This is a genomic window from Bacteroides fragilis NCTC 9343, assembly GCF_000025985.1.
Classification (GTDB): Bacteria; Bacteroidota; Bacteroidia; order Bacteroidales; family Bacteroidaceae; genus Bacteroides; species Bacteroides fragilis.
Map to the genome: position 1 here is coordinate 3408662 of NC_003228.3, position 17865 is coordinate 3426526.

A 17865-nucleotide genomic window follows, 5' to 3' on the forward strand; every position below is an offset into this window, starting at 1 on the left:
AACTAAAAACCCACCGAAGGGAATTGAATCAATCCGCCCCGATGGGTTTCTACTATTGTAATGCGGGGAAAAGCTTACTTAGCTTGTTCCAGTTGCAGTGTCTTAGTCGGCTGGTCGCAAACCTCCGTCGGACCGAAGTATTGAATCGGGCCCGGATATACGTAATCTGTATTCAACGCCCACTGATCGCGTTTAGCAGCGAATGTCAGGAACGGTTTTCCGTCCAGTTTCACCAATGCTTTCTGGATTACCGGTTTCATTTCGCCATGACGACGTTCCATGTTCATCATCATTGTAATGGGCACACCGCCTGCGATCCATTCAGCAGCAGGAGCAGTTGTATTACGTACAGATGACATGTAACCGGTCTTACCGTTAGCAATCAACATAGAAGCTGTGTAACCCAGTGAATAGCAGTAGTCAGCATCGTAATTTGATGGAGCAGCGCAACGTCCTTCGTAACCGAAGAAGTGGTGCTGTGCAGCAAATTTACCTACGTATTTCCCTTCTTCTTTCCACTGAGCCAGTTTTGTTCCTACCATTTCAGACAACAGCTTTTCAGTTTCGATCAATGATACCTGTACGTTTCCGTGCGGGTCGCGATCCAAAGAAAGCTGACGTGCTACACCTTCAGGAAGGCTTGCATAGATCTCAGCATTTTCTTTTGACAGTTTGCTGATGATATATTCGCGCTGACGAGAACGTTTGATATTTGCGAACTCAACGGCATTGGCTGCCAGGAAGTCATTCAACTCAGCGATCAGACGTTTCATAGCCGGGATAAACTCAACCAGACCTTCAGGAATCAGCACAGTACCGAAGTTGTTGCCCTGAGCAGCACGATCGGCAACGATCTTAGCAATGTAAGTTACTACATCGTCCAATGACATATCTTTCGCTTCCACTTCTTCAGAGATGATACATACGTTAGGCTGAACCTGCAAAGCACATTCCAGTGCAATGTGAGAAGCCGAACGGCCCATCAGTTTAATGAAGTGCCAGTATTTACGTGCAGAGTTACAGTCGCGCTGGATGTTACCAATCACTTCTGAGTATACTTTACATGCAGTATCGAAACCGAAAGAAGTTTCAATCATTTCGTTCTTCAAGTCACCGTCGATAGTTTTCGGACAACCGATCACCTGTACACCGGCATTCTTGGCAGCATAGTATTCGGCCAGAACGCAGGCATTTGTATTAGAGTCGTCACCACCAATGATTACCAGTGCTTTGATACCCAATTTATTGATAATCTCCAACCCCTTTTCGAATTGTTCCGGAGTTTCCAGTTTGGTACGTCCCGAACCAATAATGTCGAAACCACCTGTATTACGGTATTCATCGATGATATCGGCAGTCAGTTCCATATAATTATGGTCAACCAATCCGCCGGGACCCAGGATAAAGCCATACAGCTTGTTGTCTTTGTTCAGTGTCTTGATACCATCGAACAGACCAGAGATTACGTTATGTCCGCCCGGAGCCTGTCCTCCTGAAAGGATAACACCTACATTCATAGCGGGGAGCTGGATAGCTTCACCTTCTTCGAATTTAATCAACGGCATTCCGTAAGTGTTCGGGAACAGTTTCTGGATAGCTTCCTGATCGGCTACTGATTGTGTAGCTGCGCCTTCAACTGCTTTTACTGAGCCTTTCAGCGCTTTCGGAAGTTTGGGCTGATAAGCAGCCCTGGCAATTTGCAATGCACTTTTAGTCATTTTCTTTATCTTATATTTAAAGGTGTTAGTAATTCGAACTTAAAAGTGTCGCAAATTTCGTGTTTTTTTCCGAATTATGAAAGAAAATGATGATTTTGTTCTCTACAGGTATGCCACAGAGCAGACGAAGGGCACGAAGTTTACATCCTTGCTTCTGCAATTCCATAGCACTCCGTACCCTCTTCGCCTGTTCGGCACTATCTGTCAGTCTCTTTTAAAACGTCACTGCAGTCCTGGCTCCCGTAGCAGAAACAGCATATACCTTAAAGCCGTCTTTCCAAGCGGTTTTCATGGTAAACGTAGCAGTACCGGAAGGTGCTAACAGCCCATCAGAGATACAGACTTTCTTGCCGGTTTCATCTACAACTTCATAAGCTGCCACATTTTTCCAGTTGGTCATGGTAAATGTCGAACCGCTCCGTGTGGCTGTACCGGCTACAATTCCGGGTTTGTCCTTATAAAGTTCTACAGAATTATCCGTTATATATTCCAGAGCAACATCCGGTTTCGGATATCCCAAAGCCTCTACACGACTTCGTATTTCGTCGATACGGGCCTGGGTAACGGTGAGTTTGCCCGTTCCGTAGTCATCCACTGTTATGTCGACCGGAGTCAGAAATCCCCATTTCGTGAAGAAATCCAGCAAGTTGGCTTTAGCTATCAGACTACAGATATAAACGAACTCAGTCTGCTGTTCCCCGGCCGTTCTCAGATTATCGTGCGTCCGGATATACTCGTACACATCCGGATAGAATCCTCCTTTGTCAGATTGCTGAAGAGGTGTCCGTCCGAGTACTTTACCGAAATAGAGTTCCAATTGCCAGAAAGGAACGAGTTTACAGAAAACATCGCTGTCACTTCCAAAATTTCCATGTGGCGCACCTGCCGCAATGATCTGGGTCCAGGCCTTGGAATAACGGTTACGACTGCCATCTCCCATATCTTCTGTTTGCAAGCGAGAAGGCTGTCCGAAAATTGTAGTCTGGATGTACTCGGACATGATATTGTTCGTTACCTCCGTTGTCCCCAACCATTTCAATCCGGGACGTGTCTGGTTGCAATGCCCTATTTCATGTGCAGGTCCCCAACATGCAGATGTCTTCAATTTATCCACATTACAAAGTTCGGCCAGAGTACCGTCATTGTAAGCAGTATGATAACTGGTGGCATACATATAGCTGGTATACATCACATGCAGGTACATGCGATTCTTGAACAGTTTATTGTATTTATACAATCCCATCAGTTCCATCTCCGAATTCACAATCTGATCATAAGCATCGATCAATGCTTTCCCGTCCGGAGTATGAGTACGGAAACGCTCGGTCGGGAATGTGAGATGTGCATAATGTCCCACCACATCGAAATACTTATCCACAGCGTTACTCAACAATTTATTCCAATCGGAAGCCTGATGTTTAGCTACATCGAAATAGCCGTTTACTTGTCCGGAAGCGATATGTATCTTTACAGGCTGAGCAGTTTCATAGTCAGGAGTGTGATACAAAATATACATTAATCCTTTATTCCGGGCCGTAATCTTGTTGGCCCCTTCAGACAACGGATAAGAGGTTCCTCCGAAACCATCACCACCGGGAACATCCAGATTCTGAATCACTGCACTGACAGTCTGCCCATGTGTATCGCCGACAAAAATCATCAGTTGCTCTCCATCTTTAACCGAAATTCCCGTAGGATTATCACGCAGGCTATAAGGACTGGTCTTATGTGTTTCTGACTGGGCATCCGGATGGGGCCAAGCCTTATATTCCTGAATACGGAACTCTGCCGGATACTTACCCTGCTTCATATAGTAAGCTATGTTCTTGTAGAATGAATACGGACAGTTCTCTATTTCTTCATCGGTAAGTCCGGGCTTCAATTCAGAGCATGTACCATCGGTGAAAAGAGTGAGCGGGTCGAATGCATCCGGATTCTTTTTATAAAATTCCATCTCGGCACAAGCAGCAAATCCCTGCCCGTCTCCCGATCCTGATTTGACAATAAACTGAACCGACGTGACTCCGATTTGTGCCTTCGGAAAATTAACACGGACTGCGGCATTCGTCCCCCCGAAGTTTTTAGTCATCACCGTATTCCATTCATCGGTCCCTCTGGTATTCGCATTTGACTTTACACGGATCTCCACTTCCTTGAAGTTACCATTCGGTCCTGAGGTACGGGGATAATATATAAGATAGTCCATATCCGAACCCGCAGCAAAATTATAAGTCAACGTAATGGGGAAATAATGATCTCCCGCGTTATTCCAGTTAGAATGGTAAATAGTGCTCATATCACCATCGAATGATTTATCAATATTCGAGCCACCCTGAAAAGAGCTTGCTTCACCTGATTCTACCGGAACCTTAATATCGTCTTTGATACCCTCGAGATTTCCGGATTCATATTCTCCCAATCCTTTTTGAGTAACAGATACCAAGGCTTCAAGTTCTCCGCCGACCTCTTTCACGGTGATATTGCCCGTACGTTCACTATCTTCCGGATTGGCTGTAACAATGTAATTATGCGTCGTAGTCACCATTTCGGATGCACGTGTACCTGCCGGTTTCTCTTTGATCCATTCCGGCAATGTGATAGTCACCGAAACATTTGTAGTTACATCGAATGCGATATCACTGCCACTGGCCTCAACGGTAAAGATCTGTTGGGATATCAAAATAGCAGGCTCTGATCCCAATTGGCGTACGTTAACAGTTTCTGCCAATCCATCGGCAGTAACTTTAATCACTGCCTCCCTTGTCTCTTTTCCATCGTATCCGGACACATTCACCGTCAATGTACTTTCGTTGACAGCAACCGAACACCAATCTTTATCAGACCGTGCCGTCCAATGGTCTGCATTGGTAACAATAGCGATGTCACGGGTCCCTGCATCACTTTTAAAATCAATGGCAGACTGTGCTACCTCAAGAGTAGTCGATGTTAACGCTCTTTCTTCTTCAGCAGAACAAGCATACAGCAGCAGAGGGATAATAGCTGCAGAAATCATTAGAATTAGATGTTTCTTCATGTTATTAGGGTAAATTAAACATAAGATAAATAAAACAAAGGAAATACAAATTTTGTTCTCATAAAAGACTTCACTTGTATTTCCTTTTTAATAATTACTTGATTCTCGTATTTAGCATCAATCTGACAACCATAGGTGGCCAAATTCATACTACATTATATAGGTACCTATTGAATCCTGTTTTAGAAACTGCTTTTGAATGAATCGTCTAATGATTTGAGATGAATTTTCACGGTTATTCCGGTTGTTATAAGAGGAAGATAACAAGCTATCTGACGATTAAAAGAATCGAAACAGACCGGAATATCACTCAAAACATAGGCAAAAGTCAATCAAAAAAGATATGTATAGAAATTCAAAACAGTTTCTTATTCAATGGTAGTCTCTCCGGTTTCCGGATCATAGGTTTTCACAATTACCTTCGAAAGGCCGAGTTCTGCCAACGCAATCCAGTTGGAGCCGCTTGTAGAAGATTTCACCTTAAACCAAAGATAGCGGTAAGATGCACCGGCTTTTATTATATCCGATTCGTAAGACGCAGCTTTTGTATTAGGCAAATTACTCAAAGACGCCAACAAAGTGGTCTGGCTCTCATCATAATTCTTTCCATCAAAAGTATTGCTGCCCAGAATATCCATCTCTTTGGGATTGTCTTTATTGTTATTGTCACGACAAACATAGGAGAACAGGAAAGTGGACAAAGCATTCTCTTCACCCAAGTCGACCACAATATAGTGAGGGAAAGGCGTAGGACTGCTCCATGACATGTGGAAATAAGTGTCATTCCTTCCATCCACCAAGTTTGCGATAGGTCCTTCACTACTCTCCTGATCATCTGTATACAACTGTTTTGCAGACAAGGTTATAGGATTCCGGTCAGTCTTGATCTGTTTCAGAGCAGGAAGTGCCTGTGCCATGATACTGCAACTTTGCGAAGCTTCCCCGGCACGATTGCAAGGTTGCAATGTAAAGTTAATGTCACCATACCGATGCAGCAGATTGTCCACCAACATGGTATCACTATTCACACTTGCCAATCTCATACATTTCTTCCCGTCTTCAGGTAATGTATAGGTCACTTTTACATAATAATAATTAGAATCGGCTGGTACGGTCCATTTCAATTTGATAGCACCGGCTTTGGCTTCAGCCGACAGTGAATTCTGATCTATAGAGGTCGGCATGGGATACTTCTCATCGCTGGAGCAGCCGATCATATTTATCAGGCCCAGTATCACACACAGGCCAAGTAATATTTTTTTCATCTTCATTTCTCTTTAAAAAGATTAATAACCCGGATTGTTTACTAATTTTTCATTTCTGTTAATATCGGCAGAAGGTATGGGCAACAGATATTGAGTCGGCGCCTCGAACTTACGCTCAAAGTCAATAGTCTTCACTATCGCATAATCTTCTATGGTAGTAGCAGCAATATTCAACCCCTTAGCCTTGACATTAAAATATTGTCCAGCCAGCAGCCAACGGCGCATATCCCAGAAATTCTGGTTTTCCAAATAAAGTTCATTCATTCTCTCCTGCCGTACAATCTGACGTAATTTTGTCTGATCCAATGCAGCAACACCACTCCATGCTGTTTCTACTGTAGGGATACCGGCACGTTCTCTGACTTTGTTCAGATATTGTTTGGCTGTCTCCAGATCATTAGTCTCCACACATGCTTCGGCATATGCCAAATACAAGTCGGCAAGACGAATAATGGGCCAGGGATACTGATTCAATTTCGTAGCATTTGTAGAAACAACAGTATTAGGATCGACACCTTTTTTGTTCAGATAACCACTTGGAGTATAGTTACCCGGTCGCTGTACGGTGGCCGTACCACGACTGCAGTTACCTCCCAATACAAAATCGCATATCAATCTGCTATCCGAATTATCTTTCTTACCGTTACTCATAACATAGGCCGGATTAGTTGACCCGTTCATCACTTCGTAATATCCACCCTGAAAAGCTACCCAAGCATAAAAGCGAGGTTCACGATCCAAATTAAACAGAAGTGTTTTACTTCCTTCATGAGCCTCGTCAGCATGGCTGGCATCCACATTGACGATCTTTAATTTGTCTTTATCTTTATACTCCGGATCTTCGTCCCAAGGTAAACCGTTTTTAGTATAAAAACGATTTAACATGGTCCATGTCGGGCCGACACCATTCCACGCCCAGCCGTCAGTCACAAATGGTAACGATTTGTTTTGTATACCATACGAGCCTTCACTACGCGTTTCTGCCAGAAGAACCTCCGGATTACGCGAATCCCAATCGACCAAGCTGGTTCGAAGACACCGGACAGGACCTGCCGCCGGATAGGGATTCGCATCCTCATTACCTATCTTATAGTCTTGCTTTACATACAAAGCATGTCCGTTCTGCTCGGCAAGGTCAATCGCCTCTTTAATAGCTGTCTTTGCTTTTACCCACTTATTAGGATCATAAGTCAGAGGCATTAACTGACTACCGGATTTATCTGTAAAATTACTATAGAAACTTGAGTTTCCATTGAATAACGGAGAAGCTGCATACAAAAGCATTTTCGCTTTCACAGCCTTAGCTCCTACACTGGTTGCCAGTCCGTAATCTTCTTTATTGGTACGTATGGCAGGCAATGAACTTGCGGCTTCATCCAATAAATTGCATATCCAGTCTACACATTCGTCATATGAAGTTCGGGGTAAATATTCTGCTTGCGAAGCATTTACATCCGGTAGTTCCTTGATCAGGATAATAGGTCCGTAACAACGTGCCAACTGATAATGATAATAAGCAATCAGAAACTTAACCTGTGCGATATAGTCTGTTTTTACACTTTCAGTCAGGTCGGGTACCTTGTCTACATTTTCCAGAAATATATAGCACTGACGCAATCCTTGAAAAAATGTATTCCAATAAGAAATCACCGGCGAAGAAGCCGTATAGTTGCCTTTTGGAAAACTGGCAAACGTTTCATGTTCAAAAGCCGTTATCACTTCATCTCCTGTCAGCAAATCGAGACTGCCTGATGCCACATTACTTTGCGGCAAATAGCCATAGCAAGAATAAACAAAATTCTTAGCCGCATTCCGGTCTTTAAATGCATCTGCCTCAGTCGTTATTTCATCCGGAACAATATCCAGAAAGTCGCAGGAACTATATCCTATCGTCAGCAAAAACAAAAATAGGAGTTTATATATTATCTTCATAAGTATATATTATTTAAAAGTTAATTGAATACCAACATTATATGTACGTTGTGTCGGGTATTTCATACCGGCACCTCCACCCATTTCAGGATCCCATAGCTTAAATGGAGAAAAGGTCAACAAGTTACTTCCGTTCACATAGATTCTTGCCCATTTGAAACGATAGCCGATTTCGGCATTCCGCAATTTCAGGAACGAAGCATTCCGCAGCCAATAAGAAGAAGACGCCGTATTGTTGTTGTTATTATATTGTGTCAATCGCGGATACCGTGCATTCGGATTCTGATTATCTTTGCTCCAATGATCATCAGAAATCCATTTCAGAACATTATTTTTACTTTGCGTTCCAAATGGTTCGAAACCGCTCATCATAAATGACACGCGCGCTTGTCCCTGAAAGAAGAAAGAGAAATCCCAATTCTTCCATGTAATAGAGGGACCAAATCCGTATATTATCTCCGGAATTGTGGGATATCCTAATACCACTCTGTCATCTGATGTTATTTTTCCATCATAATTACCGCTCGCGTCCGGCTGATCTACATACTTCACATCGCCCGGTGCAATAGCAATATTACCGATAGTCGACTGAGGATTATTCGCAATATCAGCTTCATCAATATACAATCCGTCTGCTACATATCCCCAGATTGAGTTCAGGCTCTTTCCAACCTGCGATAATGCCGGACGAAGTCCTGCCGCTTCATCATACTTCAAAACCTCATTGTGTGCATAGGTAAAAGTTCCTTTCATCTGGATAGAAAAGTTCCGGTTCAACTGTTTTCCATAATCCAAAGCAAGGTCAAATCCTGTATTCTTCACTTTAGCGAAATTACCGTAGATTTTAGTACTGGCAGTTCCCAGATAATTCGGTATGGAATTTTTCTGCTGAAAAATATTATCTCTAATCTCCCTGAATCCGTCGACAGTGATATTTAATGAATTGAAGAGCTGTAAATCGACACCCACATTCAGTTTATTTCCGACTTCCCACGTAAGTTCATTATTCTGGAAGCGATTATAAGTAGGTCCTGATAATGAAGTGGTACTACCACCATATCCGGTTGTATAAGACGGGCTTTCAGTCAAATTCACGATTGCCAGATAAGCAAAACGGTCACTGCCGATTTGATCGTTACCTACCAAACCATACGAACCGCGGACTTTAAAATTGGAAATAACCGGTTTTATCGGCTTCCAAAATTTTTCTTCACTGATATTCCATCCCAACGATATGGATGGGAACAGTCCCCAACGATGCCCTTTGGCAAAACTCTCAGAACCATTGTAGCCCGCATTTACTTCAAGCATATACCGATGATCGTAATCATAAGACAAACGTGCCGCCACACCCATTTTACGTTTTGGAAGCGAAGCAATAAGACTGCTGTTTACATTCGTATTGTAATCATCCTGGTTATAAAGCAACATACCACTTACATTGTGCGAACCGAACGAACGTTCGTAATTCAGGTATCCCTGAATATAAAACCGACGGTCACCGTTGGTACCGAAAAAGGCATCCATCGTATGATTACTCGGTTCTCCGATAGGTGTATTGGTAAAGTCATAGGAACCGTCTTCATTCTGTTTATAATCGGAAAGCTGATAACTATTATATCCTTGCAGACGGAACTTCTGATTATAACTCCAATTCTTAAATGAAACCAAAGCTCTGAAGCTTAATCCCTTCGTTATAAAATCCAGTTTCTGATCCCAGTTTACATTGGCTACTACCGTACTCTCAAACGTATCCTTGTAACCTGCACTTGAAAGAGCTACCGGATTGAGCGGCTGATAATTTCCGGCAAGGATACCTCCCCAATGGTACCATGTGTCAGATCCCTGCGGAAACATAACCGGAAAATCAACAGGATTGGTTCCCATAATAGCACTGAATATATCGCCTACGCCATTACCATCCTTAGTTGTCAAAGGACCATGCATATCATTCAACTGTACATTCAGGTGAAGCGAAATGGTAGAAGACTTAGAGAGATGAAAATCCACGTTGTTCTGGAACGCATATTTCATGTAGTCTATATTATTTTTATAAGAGAAGAAGTCACTGGAACGATCTTTCAACATTCCAGTTTCATGATTCATATTGACATTCATAAAATAAGTAATTTTAGATGTACCTCCACGTACATTAAAATTCGCTTTTTGATTAAATGTCGCATCTTTGAAGACCTCCTTGTACCAGTCCACATTAGGATAAATATAAGGATTCAGATTATGGATCGTACCATTTATTTTTTCATCAGAATAGAGCACAGCCCCTGTTCCCTGATTGGTAACCGCTTCATTGTACAAACGCATATAAGTGGGTCCGTCAACAATTTCCGGTTTCTTAGTCGGAGTATTTACATAGCCTTCTAAACGTACGCCGATGATCGGTCTGTCCAAGTCACTTCCCGATTTTGTTTTAACGATAAGTACACCGTTTGCTCCACGAGTACCATACATCGCCGATGCCGTCGCATCCTTCAATACGGAAAAGCTTTCAATTACTTCAGGATCCAACGAATTCAAGTCCGCTTTGGATACTTCAACTCCATCCAAAATAATTAGAGGAGAAGTCGCTCCGTTCATGGTTGCAACACCACGAATGAAAAAGTCCGCAGAATTCTGTCCCGGTTCTCCACTACGTTGGTAAGCAATCACACCCGACAAGCGTCCGGCAAATGAAGAAGAAAGGTTGGCAGAAGGTACCAGAAGATCCGAAGGACGAACCGACTGAATCGATCCGGTGATAGTCTCCTTTTTCTGTCCCGTACCAAAAGCAGTGACCACCACCTCATCCAGTTGCTGGGCATCTTCCGCAAGAGTGATAGACATTACCTTTTGACTACCGACTTTAACTTTCTTGGTAACATATCCTATATATGAAATCTGTATTTCATTTTTAGGAAATGCCGCTAATTCAAATTTACCATCTACATCGGTAATCACACCTGTGGTAGTACCCAGTAATTGCACTGTTGCACCGATGATAGGTTCACCGGTTTTTGAATCTGTTACTATACCAATGATTTTTGCCTTTTTCTGTTGTGTACTTTCCGTTTTCTCAACTTTAAGAATAACTTCATTCCCTTTAATAACATAACTGATATTACTCCCTTTAAAGACTTCGTTCAAGACGTCATCAATAGAACCTTTACAATCGATACTCTTAAGAGTTGTGTTTTTCAAATCATTAGCGTTATAGAAAAAAGTATATTGACTGCTTTTTTCTATGAGCCGGATGGCTTGAGGAATAGTGAGAGACTGACCTTTAACCACAATCTGTCCTTGCGCAGCAAGTGCAGACAGCGGATAAAGCAACAAAGCCATAACGATGTATTTGAGACACCGCTTCTGACAAGAAAATAAAAACTTGTTCATGCTTCAATTTTTAGATTTAACATTGGGTTAATAAATATTAGTTGTAAATAATAATCTCGTGATTTATTTCTTTTTTCCGAAGATTCAGGCTAAAACAAATTTTATCAATAACGTCTTCCAAAGACTCATCATAGCGGATACTCCCTGTAAAGGCACAATTTTTATTCACTTTATCGCTGATAATGATACGTGAACCATACATTTGGTTTATAATCCTAGTCAAATGTTCCAAATTAAATTGTGTAAAATTATAACGGCCGTTTTGCCACTCTATATTTTCTATTTGCCTTAATTGAGTCCCTGCATCAGCAGGATTATATACCAATTCCTGAAGTGGTTTCATCTCTATTTTATGTTGAGTCGATTCAACATTAAATTCAATGCTTCCATTAAACAAAGTAATTTCATTGGCACTGGGATTGTTCTGCTTTATCAAAAAGCAAGTTCCTTTCACTTCGATAAAGGCTTTATCGATATACACCCTAAATTTTCTACCCATATTTTTGTGAACTTCGAACAAAGAATTACCTTTCAGCCATACATTCCGATGCTTCTTGAAATCTTCGGCAAAACGTATAGAACTTCCCGGCTGCATCCAGACCTTCGAACTATCTGGTAATAAATACATTCTGCTTTTCTGAGCTGTAATTTCAATATATTTATCCATCGGGGTACTACCTTCATTTAAATGCATCCAAAGTCCACCGACAATCAAAACAAGAGCTACAGAAGCAGCAATATACCATAGTTCTAAAGGAACTAATGCTATATCACATAAAAAATAAAGAAGTTATTATTACCAATTAATTTATTAGATATTATACTAAATATCAGAAGTTTAATAGATAGAAAAATAAACAACATGTATATTATAGATACCAGTCAAGAAACTTTTCTAAAAAAAAGTTGCTCTTGTCATGTGGTGGTAGATGGGGCTGTTGTGTATTTAGTTTTAGATAACACAAAATAAATCTAAATATAATTATTAAAATGAATAAAAGTAACAAAGAAACTAATCTGATCAAGAAGCTATTGGCAGATCAATTGGACAAGAAGGAACGCAAGAAACTCTATTATTCAAATTTAATAGAAAAACAAATGAGAAAACAATGGAAAGAAAATAAGAATACTCCGGTAGAAAATGAGATTGGAAATAAGATATGGGACAAGATCGAGAACCAATGCATAAAAGTTCACAAAAGAATAGTTCCTTTAGAACTTATCCAATAAATATATGTTGCTATTATTTTATTTATAAAGAGAAAGAACATATTACCCAATTAAGTGCATATAATAGGATAATATAGCCATAATACACCAAGATAAATTAAACAAAAAATGTTATTTTTTAATATTCTTGTAGAAATCGCAGCAATTTAGAACAAAAAGATTACTTTTGCACCTCTAATTACTAAAACAGATGCAAGAAAAAGAAACAGTCAGGAAATTAAAGCATGGCGATCAGGAAGCATTTGCTTTTTTATACAATCATTACTGGAAACAAGTTTATAATTTCACAAGACTCTATTTCACCGCCTCTATGGATATTGAGGAAATTGTGCAGGAAGTATTTGTGAAAGTATGGGAATCTCATCATTTCTTGGATGAAAACAAAAGTTTTGAAGGCTACCTCTTTATCATAACCCGAAACGTGATCTTCAATCATTCACGTAGGTATTACAAAGAGACAGCCCTCAAAATAACAGCTATACAAGCAGTCGAAGAATCTTATGACATGGAGGGAGAGTTGGATGCCGCCGATTTAAAGAAATATATCGATGAACTTGTTATGCAACTCCCCCCCCGCCAACGAGAAGTATTCCGCATGAGCAGGGAACTGCACATGAGCAACAGAGAAATAGCAGAACACTTCTCTATTACTGAAAAAGCAATAGAGCGCCATATCAATCTGGCCCTGAAATTCCTCAAAAAGAACCTCAATTTATTCATGTTGTTTATGGCAGCTTAACATCCAACCAAGATTCTGTCATTGCACCTGCCATCCGCCCCCCAGAGCCTTATACACTTGTACTACAGCGATCAATTCGTCCCTTATCGCATTGCTGAGTCCGATTTGGGCATCGAAATATCCACGCTGGGCATCGAGCACATCAAGGTAGTTCGTCACCCCATTGATATATTGTAATTGTGCCAAGTCTACATAACTCTTAGCCGAACGTTCCAATTTCGCACGAAGGTCGTATACCTCCTTAATCTTATTGAAGTTGACAATCGAATTGCGCGTCTCTTTGAAAGCAGTCAGGACAGCCTTTTCATAGCTGTGCACTTCAGCTTCATAAGCGGCTTTCTTTGCTTTGAGAGCGGCACGATTTTTTCCCCAACCAAAAATAGGCGTAAGTAAAGCACCTTCCATAATGCTATAAGGCGATTTCAACAGTTCGGAGAGAGCGGTACTTTCCGACCCTACCCTACCGGTAAGTGAAATACGTGGAAACATATTCGTATAAGCCACTCCTACCCGGGCATTGGCAGCAATCAATTTCTGTTCAGCCTGACGAATATCAGGGCGACGTTCCAATAATCCGGAAGGCAACCCGACAGGTAACTCTTGTGGAAAGTTAAACTCCTGCAACAAACGGCTACGGGTAATTTTGTTGGGATATTCACCAGCTAGAAAAGCTATATCGTTTTCTTTCAGAGATATTTTACGTTCCAGATCGGGCACCAGTGTTGCAGTACGTGCCAACTCAACCTGAGACTGACGATAAGAAGTTTCAGATGTCAAACCTCCTTCGAAACGGATGCGGGCAAGACGCATGCCTTCCTCACGTGCTTTCAATGTTTGGCGAACAATATCCAATTCCGTATCGAGAGCTACAAGTTCATAGTATGCCTGCGCTACTTCGGCTATGATAGTCATGCGAAGGGCACGTTGTGCCTCCACAGACTGAAGGTACTCGGCAATGCTGGCGGAACGCGCCCAACGAAGATTTCCCCACAGATCGAGTTCCCAAGAGAAAAGAAGCTGCGCTTCAAAAGTATCGCTACGCTTGAAAGCATCACCACCGTGGTTTTCATTTTCTCTCTCCGCAGTCACGGTACCTCTAATGTCAGGCAACAGATTTGCTGTTGAAATACGTTTTTGCGCAGCCATCTCCTTGACACGGGCAGCAGCTATCAGCATGTCTTTATTGTGTTCCAAGGCCCTGTCTATCAGACTCCGAAGGGTACTGTCAGTGTAAATCTGCCACCATTCCTTATCTCCGAAACTCAAGCTGTCCTGATGTTGCGCCAGACTATCGGGCAGATTCAGTTCCGGACGGACATAACTTTTTCCTATTTTACAGGAACCTAAAGTTAATACAACTAATAAAAGAGTAATATATAAATAGCTTCTTTTCATAATTCAATCAGTTTTCTTTTTAGACTTGAACGGTAATTTCACGTTCACATTCGGTACATTTTTCAGTTTTGCCTTTGTCTTATAAACCAGCACAAAGAAGAATGGAACCAGAATAATGCCCACTACAATGGCAAAGATCATTCCGAAAAAGACTCCTGTACCAATAGCAGCACGGCTTGCCGAACCGGGACCGGTTGCCAGCACCATCGGAAGCATACCCAGCACAAAGGCGAGGGAAGTCATCAAGATGGGGCGAAAACGCAATTGGGCGGCATGGATGGCAGACTGTATTAAATCACCTCCACGGTCTACCTGCACTTTGGCAAACTCTACAATCAGGATGGCATTTTTTGCTGCCAACCCGACAAGCATCACCAGTCCGATCTGGAAATATACATCGTTTTCCAATCCGCAAACCCATACTCCCAGATAAGCCCCCAAGGCAGCCACCGGCAAAGAGAGTAACACAGCAATCGGTACCGTCCAACTTTCGTACTGTGCTGCCAGGAAAAGGAATACAAATAGGAACACCAGCGCCAATACCAATCCGGTCTGTCCTCCCGCCTTTTTCTCCTGATAGGAAAGCCCACTCCACTCCAGTCCGATATTATCGGGCAAATGATACCGGGCAATCTGCTCCATAATCTCCATAGCCTGTCCGGAACTATACCCCTGTGCCGCCTCACCGCGGAATACAGCAGTAGTAAACATATTGAAACGTTTAATGCTGCCGGGACCCGTAGTATATGATGCGTTTCCCAAAGAAGTCAGCGGAATCATAGCCCCGTTGGAAGCCTTCACGAAGAACAAGTTAATATTGTCCTTATGTTCCCGATAGGGTGCCTCAGCCTGAATGTATACCTTATAGATACGGTTGAACATATTGAAGTCATTTACATAAACCGAACCGGTATAAGCTTTCATTGTTGAAAAAACATCCGCCAAAGGCACACCTAGCATCTTCACTTTATCACGGTCCACATCGAAATAAAGCTGTGGAATATCCGACTGAAGTGAAGAAGAAAGTCCCGTCAACTCTTTGCGCTGAGAGGCATAATACATCAGCGTATCCGCCGCCTGCACCAAATTTTCGAAAGTAGCCTCGCCACGAGCCTCCAGTTGCATCTCAAAACCACCCGAGGTTCCCAAACCGGGAATAACAGGAGGAGTAGAAAGATAGACTTTACACTCCGGATACTCACTCAGGTCGTGACGGACGTTTGACATAATCTCATCAATTGATGTATCCTTGCGGTCTTCCCACGGCTTCAAGATAACAGTCAATTCACTACGAGCCTGATTGCTACCTACACGGGGACTACTTCCGGTAACATTCTGTACATAGGCTATATACGGATTCTTTTCCAGATAAGTGATGGCACGATCCGTCACCTCCCGGGTACGTTCCAGCGTAGCACCTTCTGGCAATTCCAACTCTATCTTGAAGTACCCTTGGTCTTCCACCGGAAGGAAACTTGTCGGAATCAACCGGTGAATCAACAAAATACCAATAAGCACCACTCCGAAACCGGCCAATACACGACGCGGATTACCGATTACCCTACGGATAGCGATTACATATTTATGATTGCCCACGTTCAACCAATGGTTGATTTTACGGAAAACAATGTTCTTCTTTTTGCCATTGTCCGGTTTCAGAATCAGCGAACACATGACCGGACTCAGAGTCAGCGCCACAACAGTCGAAATCAGTACGGATACAGCGATGGTAATAGTAAACTGGCGGTAAAGTTGGCCCGTAATTCCGCTGAGGAAGCTCACCGGCACAAATACGGCACAAAGTACCAGCGAGGTAGCAATCAACGCACCTGCCAATCCATTCATGGCTTTCTTGGTAGCTTCATATGGCGGCAACTTCTCTTCCTCCATAATACGCTCTACATTTTCCACCACTACAATAGCATCATCCACCACAATACCGATGGCAAGAATCAACCCGAGCAATGTCAATATGTTCAGCGAGAAACCGAAAATCAGCATGAAACCAAATGTACCGATCAGTGAAATAGGAACGGCAACAATCGGAATCAACGTAGCCCGCCAACTCTGCAAAGAAAGATAAACGACGAGTACTACCAGGATCAATGCTTCAAACAAGGTCTTATAAACTTCATGAATAGACTCGGAAATATAAGTCGTCATATCGAACGGAACCTCATAGCTCAGCCCTTCAGGGAAGTTTTTACTGATTTCATCCATCGCCTCTTTTACACTTTTCGCTACTTCCATTGCGTTAGCGCCCGGAAGCATATAAATTCCCAGAACGGCAGCATTCTTACCATTGATGCCACTCTCCGTACTATATGATGAGGCTTCCAGTGAAACTCGTGCCACATCGCGCAGACGAATGATAGAGCCATTTGTATTGGCACGAATCACAATATTTTCGAATTGTTCTACAGTAGAAAGACGTCCCTGCGTAGTGATAGGGATTGTCACATCGAGCCCCTTCACCGGTTGCTGCCCAAGTACACCGGCAGCCGATTCACGATTCTGATCCTTCAAAGCATTCTGCAAATCCTGCACAGTCAGCCCGAAGTTAGCTAATTTATCCGGTTCTGCCCAGATTTGCATGGCATAATAACGGCTACCGATATTCGACACACGTCCTACTCCCGGAATACGGCGGATTACATCGAGTACATTAATCGTCGCAAAATTACTCAAATAGATTTCGTCAAATTTCGGATCGGACGACATCAATGTAAGGGTCATCAACTGGCTGGGCGCCTGCTTTTCAACTGAAATTCCGTTTTGAATAACTTCAGCCGGCAAACGGCTTTCCGCCAGCTTCACCCGGTTCTGAATTTCTACAGCGGCCAGGTCCGGATCGGCAGAAACATCAAAAGTAACCGTTGCCGAGAAGCCTCCGGAGTTGGAACTGTTCGACTCCATATAAAGCATACCCGGTGTTCCGTTAATCTCCTGTTCGATGGGAGTTGCTACAGCCTGCGAAACCGTAAGCGCACTGGCTCCCGGATAAGAGGCACTGATCTTCACTACCGGAGGAGTGATCTGCGGATACTGGTCGACAGGCAACATGGTCAGTCCGATGATGCCGATGATGACTATCAGTATCGAGATAACGATCGAGAAAACAGGTCTATCTATAAAAAAACTAACTTTCATATTCAGTAAGGTCTC

10 protein-coding genes are annotated in these 17865 nt (G+C 42.5%); 2 read left to right on the forward strand and 8 right to left on the reverse strand.

Translation table 11 applies throughout. The features are described 5' to 3' along the window. Positions 1 to 74: 74 nt before the first annotated feature. The 6 genes from BF9343_RS14065 to BF9343_RS14090 all read right to left on the reverse strand — a co-directional run bounded on the left by BF9343_RS14065 (position 75) and on the right by BF9343_RS14090 (position 12003). Positions 75 to 1718 (reverse strand): diphosphate--fructose-6-phosphate 1-phosphotransferase, encoded by a 1644-nt coding sequence (locus BF9343_RS14065; protein WP_005788903.1) that lies wholly within the window; start codon positions 1716 to 1718, stop codon positions 75 to 77. Between the two features lie 214 nt (positions 1719 to 1932). Then, positions 1933 to 4752 carry a M60 family metallopeptidase gene (locus BF9343_RS14070; RefSeq protein ID WP_005798674.1) on the reverse strand — a complete coding sequence of 940 codons (2820 nt, stop codon included), beginning with the start codon at positions 4750 to 4752 and terminating at the stop codon, positions 1933 to 1935. Between the two features lie 368 nt (positions 4753 to 5120). Beyond that, positions 5121 to 6017, reverse strand: coding sequence for a discoidin domain-containing protein (locus tag BF9343_RS14075; protein WP_005788909.1), 897 nt, complete (start codon positions 6015 to 6017; stop codon positions 5121 to 5123). Between the two features lie 21 nt (positions 6018 to 6038). After that, positions 6039 to 7949: a RagB/SusD family nutrient uptake outer membrane protein gene (locus BF9343_RS14080; RefSeq protein ID WP_005788911.1), complete on the reverse strand. Its 1911-nt coding sequence runs from the start codon at positions 7947 to 7949 to the stop codon at positions 6039 to 6041. A 9-nt stretch (positions 7950 to 7958) separates the two neighbouring features. Continuing rightward, positions 7959 to 11336, reverse strand: coding sequence for a TonB-dependent receptor (locus BF9343_RS14085; RefSeq protein WP_005788914.1), 3378 nt, complete (start codon positions 11334 to 11336; stop codon positions 7959 to 7961). A gap of 37 nt (positions 11337 to 11373) precedes the next feature. Then, positions 11374 to 12003 carry a FecR family protein gene (locus BF9343_RS14090; RefSeq protein ID WP_045899291.1) on the reverse strand — a complete coding sequence of 210 codons (630 nt, stop codon included), beginning with the start codon at positions 12001 to 12003 and terminating at the stop codon, positions 11374 to 11376. 323 nt (positions 12004 to 12326) lie between these two features. Here BF9343_RS14090 and BF9343_RS14095 point away from each other — a divergent pair, with 323 nt between their 5' ends. Together BF9343_RS14095 and BF9343_RS14100 are read left to right on the forward strand one after the other, a co-directional pair. Next, on the forward strand, positions 12327 to 12566 hold the full coding sequence (locus tag BF9343_RS14095; RefSeq protein WP_005798679.1) for a hypothetical protein: 240 nt from the start codon (positions 12327 to 12329) through the stop codon (positions 12564 to 12566). Positions 12567 to 12756: 190 nt separating this feature from the next. Further along, positions 12757 to 13305 (forward strand): RNA polymerase sigma-70 factor, encoded by a 549-nt coding sequence (locus BF9343_RS14100; RefSeq protein WP_005788923.1) that lies wholly within the window; start codon positions 12757 to 12759, stop codon positions 13303 to 13305. Positions 13306 to 13323: 18 nt separating this feature from the next. Here BF9343_RS14100 and BF9343_RS14105 read toward each other — a convergent pair whose 3' ends face one another. Continuing rightward, the gene (locus BF9343_RS14105) at positions 13324 to 14700 is read right to left on the reverse strand and encodes an efflux transporter outer membrane subunit (protein ID WP_005798684.1); all 1377 of its coding nucleotides are present in this window, start codon (positions 14698 to 14700) and stop codon (positions 13324 to 13326) included. Positions 14701 to 14703: 3 nt separating this feature from the next. Further along, entirely contained in the window at positions 14704 to 17850 is a 3147-nt protein-coding gene (locus BF9343_RS14110) for an efflux RND transporter permease subunit (RefSeq protein WP_008769702.1), read from the reverse strand. Positions 17851 to 17865 lie beyond the last annotated feature (15 nt).